The organism is Xanthomonas sp. BRIP62418, assembly GCF_003993495.1.
In the GTDB taxonomy this organism is placed as follows: Bacteria; Pseudomonadota; Gammaproteobacteria; order Xanthomonadales; family Xanthomonadaceae; genus Xanthomonas; species Xanthomonas euroxanthea.
In genome coordinates this window covers 43,678-49,961 of the sequence record NZ_QEZG01000059.1, presented here as the reverse complement: position 1 = coordinate 49,961, position 6,284 = coordinate 43,678, and the positions used below count along the sequence as shown (strand labels likewise).

Sequence of the window (6,284 nt, the reverse complement as noted above, 5' to 3'; positions counted from 1 at the left end):
TCGTACTGGCACCGCGCGAGCGCGCAGTGCTGCATGCGCGCATCGAACGACGCCTGGACATGATGCTGGCACAGGATTTCCTGGCCGAAGTGGAACGTCTCCGAGCACTGCCGCAACTGCGCGCGGTCGCCGCACCGCTGGATCTGCCAGCGGTGCGCGCGGTGGGGTATCGCCAGGCCTGGGAGTATCTGGATGGGGCCGGTAGCCTGGCTGAGTTCCGCGACAGGGCGGTGCAGGCCACCCGCCAACTGGCCAAGCGGCAACTCACCTGGCTGCGTGGCGAGCTCGACGCACGCTGGTTCGACCCGGACACTGACCGGCATCGACTGGAACGCGCACTTGTCGGCTTCCTCGGTCAACGTCCCGATGTACCGCAGGCTTCAGGCGTGTAACATCCCGTTTCCGGGACCGGCTGGGGATGGCAGGTGTCGACCGGGACTATAAGAACAATAATGACGAGGAGTTTTCGATGGCTAAGGGGCAATCTTTACAGGATCCATTTCTCAACGCGCTGCGGCGCGAGCGGGTGCCGGTCTCTGTGTATCTGGTCAACGGCATCAAGCTGCAGGGCACGATCGAGTCGTTCGACCAGTTCGTGGTCCTGCTGCGCAATACCGTGAGTCAGATGGTCTACAAGCACGCCATCTCCACGGTCGTGCCGGCGCGCAACGTGCGCGTGGGACCGGGTGGTGGGTATGTGCAATCCAATGAAGGCAACCAGGCGGAAGATGACGACGTCGAGCAGTAATGGAGTAGTGCGTGTTTGATCGCTCACGCAAGGGTGAACACGCGTTGTTGATTCAGACCCACTCCGGTGGGCCTGCCGAAGAGGATGTGCTGGAGGAGTTCGCCGACCTTGCCAAGTCGGCGGGCGCCACGGTGGCGGCCACGCTCACCGCGCGCATCGACAAACCGAACCCGTCGACCTTGATCGGCAGCGGCAAGCTGGAAGAGATCAAGGCCGCCGCCGAGGCCACCGGCGCGGATCTGGTGTTGGTCAACCACACCTTGTCACCCGGCCAGGAGCGCAATCTGGAGCGCTACCTGGAGCGGCGCGTGATCGACCGCACCGGCCTGATCCTGGACATCTTCGCGCAACGGGCACGCAGCCACGAAGGCAAGCTGCAGGTGGAGCTGGCGCAGTTGCGGCACATGGCGACCCGCTTGGTGCGCGGCTGGACCCACCTGGAGCGTCAGCGCGGCGGTTCGATCGGTCTGCGCGGGCCTGGCGAAACCCAGCTGGAAACCGACCGCCGCCTGCTGCAGAAGCGGGTGGAGCAGTTGCAGCAGCGGCTGGAAAAGGTCGAGGTGCAGCGCACCCAGATGCGGCGTGCGCGTATGCGCAGCGAACTGCCGCGGATTGCGTTGGTTGGCTACACCAATGCCGGCAAATCCACCTTGTTCAATGCCCTGACCGGTGCGGAGGCCTACGTGGCCGACCAGTTGTTCGCCACGCTCGATCCCACCGTGCGTCGCATTGCGCTGCCGGGCGGCAGTGCGATCCTGGCCGATACGGTCGGCTTCGTGCGCGATCTGCCGCATCAACTGGTCGCTGCGTTCCGTTCGACCTTGTCCGAAGCGCGCGACGCCGATCTGTTGTTGCATATCGTCGATGCGGCCGACCCGCTGCGCGAAGAACGCATCCAGCAGGTCGATGAGGTGTTGCATGCGGTGGGCGCGGGCGATTTGCCGCAGCTGCTGGTGTTCAACAAGATCGACAAGATCGAAGGCGCGCAGGTGCGTCACGATGCGCAGGACGGCATTCCCGACCAGGCGCGGCGTGAGCGCGTGTGGGTCTCTGCGCGTGATGGGCGCGGGCTGCCGGAACTGCAGCACGCCCTGGGGCAGCGACTGGATCTGCGCCATGTGACCGGGCAACTGCGGTTGCCACCGTCGGCAGGCCGCCTGCGCTCCAAGCTGCATCAGCTGGAAGTGGTGCGCGGCGAGCAGTCCGACGAGGACGGCTGGTTGCTGGATGTGGACCTGCCGATGGTCGAGGCCGAGCGCCTGGCTGCCGGCGACGACGGTGCACCACTGCGCGCGATGCTGCCGGATCGTCGCGAAGACTGGGAGTCGTAATCGGCGCTGCACGGTCGGCTTGGCCGGCCGTGCAGCGCGACGCTGGCAGGGCAGGCCAATGGCGTCGGAGCAGTGGGGTCGGACGGTCCGGTGATCGCGCCACGCCGGTCTTGGCGCTTTGGCAGATGGCGGCCAACACAGGTCTGACGCAGTCGCCAGGGCAGGACAATGCAGCCCATCGCAGCCGACAGCCTGACGATCCGCTCGCCATCGCAGCCGATGCCTGCTGCGATGGCTGCACACTGCCACTGAATCTGGGCCATGTCGTCGCTGGTGCCGAATGGACGCCGGCGCAGACAGGGGCGGCAAATTGGGCTAAAACGTCGGCTGCCCCTTCATTCGCCGTGCCCATGTCCATGTCCGCCGATTCCGAACTGCAGCAGCTGGCCGAACACCTCGGGCAACAGCTGCTTGCCGCGCGCGAGCGCCTGGTCACTGCCGAGAGCTGTACCGGCGGCTGGATCGCCAAGGCGGTCACCGATGTGGCGGGGTCTTCGCACTGGTTCGATTGCGGCATGGCCGCTTACAGCTACGAGGCCAAGCAGGCCTTGCTGGGAGTGCGCCCCCACACGCTGGAAGTGCATGGTGCGGTCAGCCGCGAAACGGTGATCGAAATGGTCTCGGGCGCGCTGGTCAATTCCGGCGCGAGCATTGCGGTGGCGGTGACCGGCATCGCCGGGCCGGGGGGCGGCAGTGAGGACAAGCCGGTCGGCACGGTATGGATCGGCTGGAAGCGGCGCGGCGGCTATGCCACTGCGCAGTTGTTCCACTTCGCTGGCGATCGCGATGCAGTGCGTCGCCAGACCGTGGTTGCCGCGTTGCGGGGCTTGAGCGCGCTGCTCTAGGCCACGCCGCAGCAGCCACGCGCACGTACCTGCTGCGCGGGGTGTGGCTCTGGCCGCGGCGGTTCTCGTCGACAGCGGGCGGTTGCGCATGTGATGCATGGTGGCAATGCAGCCTTGGCTGCGCCGGGTCCGCTGCGCGCTCCGATCTGCATCCGCAGAAGGTGCAACCGGGCTATACGGTGCTCGATGCGTGGCTGGGCATCGGCGCCGACGACGAGCGCTGGTGCTGATGCTGATGCTGATGCTGGAAGCGTGGGCAGAAGATATCGGCAACGCAACCTGTCGCCAGATCGTCATCGATGCGCCGCTACAGGGGGGGGCGTGGAATGCATTTCTGGGCACCCCTCGCACTTACGCGGGGCTGAGCTTGCGGTTGCGGCATCAGGCCCTGGTGCGGCCTTGCCACGGCATCAGGATGCCTGCGTGAGCGCAACCTCGGCTAAGCCCGCAGCTGTCCATGGCGCGACAGGCACGTGCAGATCGGCTACAAACAAGGTCTCGCCTTCAACCTGCGTGCCGATGCTTCCGCTTTCTGCTCATGTGCTGTCGTTGTCCGCGCCGCATCCATCTGCTGGCGGTGTCCTGGCATTGCTGGATGACCGGTGCGCAGCCCTCTGGCGCCCGATGCGTGAGGCAGCCGGTGATTGCGCTGTCCTGTGCGCGAGCAATCGCGCAGCGATGGGTGTTGCGCATGGCGGTGCGTGGTCAACCTTGGTTTCAAACGACGACAAGCGGCCGGCGATGCGGCATGGTGCTATGCCGCCTGTTGCCGCAGCGCAGTCGCAGGCGGTGTGCTGATGTGGGAGGCACTCGGCACCGTTCGTGATCTCGGGCGGCTGCAGGAAATCGCCGCGGTGCTGATCCGTTACGGATTTGGCGACGTGGTGCGGCGTATCGGCCTGGCCGACGTGCTCGAACGTGCCGGCAAGCTGCTGCACTGGCACAACGCCGAGGGGCGCCTGCGCCTGTCCGCGGCGATGCGGGTGCGGCGCGCGCTCGAGGAGCTCGGGCCGACCTTCGTCAAGCTGGGGCAGGTGCTGGCCACGCGCGTGGACCTGCTGCCGCCGGAGTGGATCGAAGAGCTGAGCGAGCTGCAGAACGCAGTGCCCGCGCTGCCGTTCGAACAGATCCGCCCGCAACTGGTCGCGGCCCTGGGCGCGGAGCCGGAAAGCGTGTTCGCACGCCTGGACGAACAGCCTTTGGCTGCGGCATCGCTGGCGCAGACGCATCGCGCCTGGCTGGCCGATGGCACACCGGTGGTGCTGAAGATCCGCCGCCCGGGCATTGGCGATGTCATCGATGCGGATCTGCGCCTGCTGGCACGCCTGGCGGAAATCGTGGAAACGCGCGCGCCCGATCTCAAGCGTTATCGCCCCGCCGAAGTGGTGCAGCAATTCACCGTCTCCTTGCGACGCGAGCTGGATTTCGCCGCCGAGTGTCGCAATGCCGAGCGCATCGCGGCCAACTTCGTCAACGACCCCGGGGTGGTGGTGCCGTCGGTCTACTGGCAGTGGACCTGCGAATCACTCAACGTGCAGGAATTCATCGACGGCATTCCCGGGCGGGACATGCGCGCTGTGGACGCGGCTGGACTGGACCGCAAGGCACTGGCGCGCACCGGCGCCGGGATCGTGCTGAAGATGGTGCTGCAGGATGGCTGCTTCCACGCCGACCCGCATCCGGGCAACATCTTTTACCTGCGCGACGGGCGCATCGCCGTCATCGATTTCGGCATGGTCGGGCGTGTTTCCGAGCAGCGTCGTTTCCAGGTCGCGCAACTGCTGCATGGCATGGTCAGCTACGACGCCGAAGCGGTCATCGATGTGCTGCTGGAATGGGCCGGCACCAGTCTGGAGATCGATGAATCGCGGCTGCAGCAGGACATCGGCGCCTTCGTCGACGAATACCGCGGCGTGCCGCTGAAAGAGCTGCGCATCGGTGCGATGCTGGGCGATGTCACCTCGATCCTGCGCGATCACGGGCTGACCCTGCCATCGGATCTGGCGCTGATGATCAAGGCGTTTCTCACCCTCGAGGGCATGGGCCGCCAGCTCGATCCGGATTTCGACATGGCCACCGAGGCGCGCCCCTATCTCGAACGCGTGGTGTTGCAGCGTTATGCGCCCAGCGCGATGCTGCGGCGCAGCCGTCGCACCGTGACCGGCGCAATCGATCTGATCGGCGACCTGCCACGCGATCTCAAACGGCTGCTGCAGGCCGCACGGCGCGGCAAGTTGCAACTGCAGGTCGAAACGCGGGCATTGCGCGAATTCGGCGAACAGGTCGATCGCGCGGCCAACCGGCTCACCATGGGCATCGTGACGGCCGCGCTGGTGATCGGCTCGTCGATCGTCATGAACAGTGTCGGCGGCAGTGCCAGCCGCTGGCTGCTTGCGTTGGGGGTCGGCGGCTTCATCGGCGCAGCCATCTGCGGTGTCTGGATCCTGTTTTCCATCTGGCGGAGTCGGCGCTAGACGCGGCGCCTGTACCGCCCGGTTGCCGGTCTGCGCGTGAGGCACCACGCGGCGCTTGCGCAGGCGTCAGTTAGTAGTAATACTACTAACCATGGACCTGACCGATACCCAGCAAGCAATCCTGGCCTTGATCGCCGAGCGCATCGATGCCGATGGCGTACCGCCCTCGCAGACCGAGATCGCGCGCGCCTTCGGCTTCAAGGGTGTGCGCGCCGCGCAATACCATCTGGAGGCATTGGAGCAGGCCGGCGCGATCCGGCGTGTCCCCGGGCAGGCCCGCGGCATCCGCCTTGCCGGGCAGGGCGCCCAGTCACGCACCCCGCCTGCCGCAAACGAGCCGATGCGCGACGATGTACTGCGCCTGCCGGTGCTGGGACGTGTGGCGGCAGGCCTGCCGATCGGTGCGGATATCGGCTCGGACGACTTCGTGGTGCTGGACCGGGTGTTCTTCTCGCCGTCGCCGGACTACCTGCTCAAGGTGCAGGGCGACTCGATGCGCGACGAGGGTATCTTCAACGGCGACCTGATCGGGGTGCACCGCACCCGCGATGCGCGCTCGGGGCAGATCGTGGTGGCGCGCATCGATGAGGAGATCACGGTCAAGTTGTTGAAGATCGGCAAGGACCGCATCCGCTTGCTGCCGCGTAACCCGGACTACGCGCCGATCGAAGTATTGCCGGATCAGGATTTCGCGATCGAGGGCCTGTACTGCGGGCTGTTGAGGCCGAATCGTTGAGCACTGCGCCGATGGCTGCACTGGCGTTATCCCGAGCCGCTACCACAGGATTTCCCGCTGCCATCGCCATGGCCACCTTTCTAATCTGAGTGTGTCGCAGCCAGTCTCAGCCTGTGCGATACACCGCCGTTACATTAGCCCTACACCGAA

Annotated in this window: 6 protein-coding genes and 1 pseudogene; all 7 read left to right on the top strand. The window is 66.1% G+C overall.

Going from position 1 to position 6,284, the window contains the following annotated elements:
• Positions 1–392: pseudogene (locus tag EO174_RS22125) on the top strand (tRNA (adenosine(37)-N6)-dimethylallyltransferase MiaA); the annotation flags it as partial.
• A 77-nt stretch (positions 393–469) separates the two neighbouring features.
• A complete protein-coding gene (hfq, locus tag EO174_RS22120) occupies positions 470–748 on the top strand; it encodes an RNA chaperone Hfq (RefSeq protein WP_005915027.1) in 279 nt (92 codons plus the stop codon).
• Between the two features lie 11 nt (positions 749–759).
• A complete protein-coding gene (gene hflX / locus EO174_RS22115) occupies positions 760–2,079 on the top strand; it encodes a ribosome rescue GTPase HflX (protein ID WP_104648528.1) in 1,320 nt (439 codons plus the stop codon).
• Between the two features lie 350 nt (positions 2,080–2,429).
• On the top strand, positions 2,430–2,924 hold the full coding sequence (locus tag EO174_RS22110) for a CinA family protein (RefSeq protein ID WP_164740302.1): 495 nt from the start codon (positions 2,430–2,432) through the stop codon (positions 2,922–2,924).
• Between the two features lie 223 nt (positions 2,925–3,147).
• The gene (locus EO174_RS22105; protein ID WP_241240063.1) at positions 3,148–3,351 is read left to right on the top strand and encodes a hypothetical protein; all 204 of its coding nucleotides are present in this window, start codon (positions 3,148–3,150) and stop codon (positions 3,349–3,351) included.
• Positions 3,352–3,721: 370 nt separating this feature from the next.
• Positions 3,722–5,398 (top strand): 2-polyprenylphenol 6-hydroxylase, encoded by a 1,677-nt coding sequence (gene ubiB, locus EO174_RS22100; RefSeq protein ID WP_115677095.1) that lies wholly within the window; start codon positions 3,722–3,724, stop codon positions 5,396–5,398.
• 91 nt (positions 5,399–5,489) lie between these two features.
• Positions 5,490–6,134 carry a transcriptional repressor LexA gene (gene lexA / locus EO174_RS22095; RefSeq protein ID WP_126947571.1) on the top strand — a complete coding sequence of 215 codons (645 nt, stop codon included), beginning with the start codon at positions 5,490–5,492 and terminating at the stop codon, positions 6,132–6,134.
• The last annotated feature ends 150 nt before the right edge of the window (positions 6,135–6,284 follow it).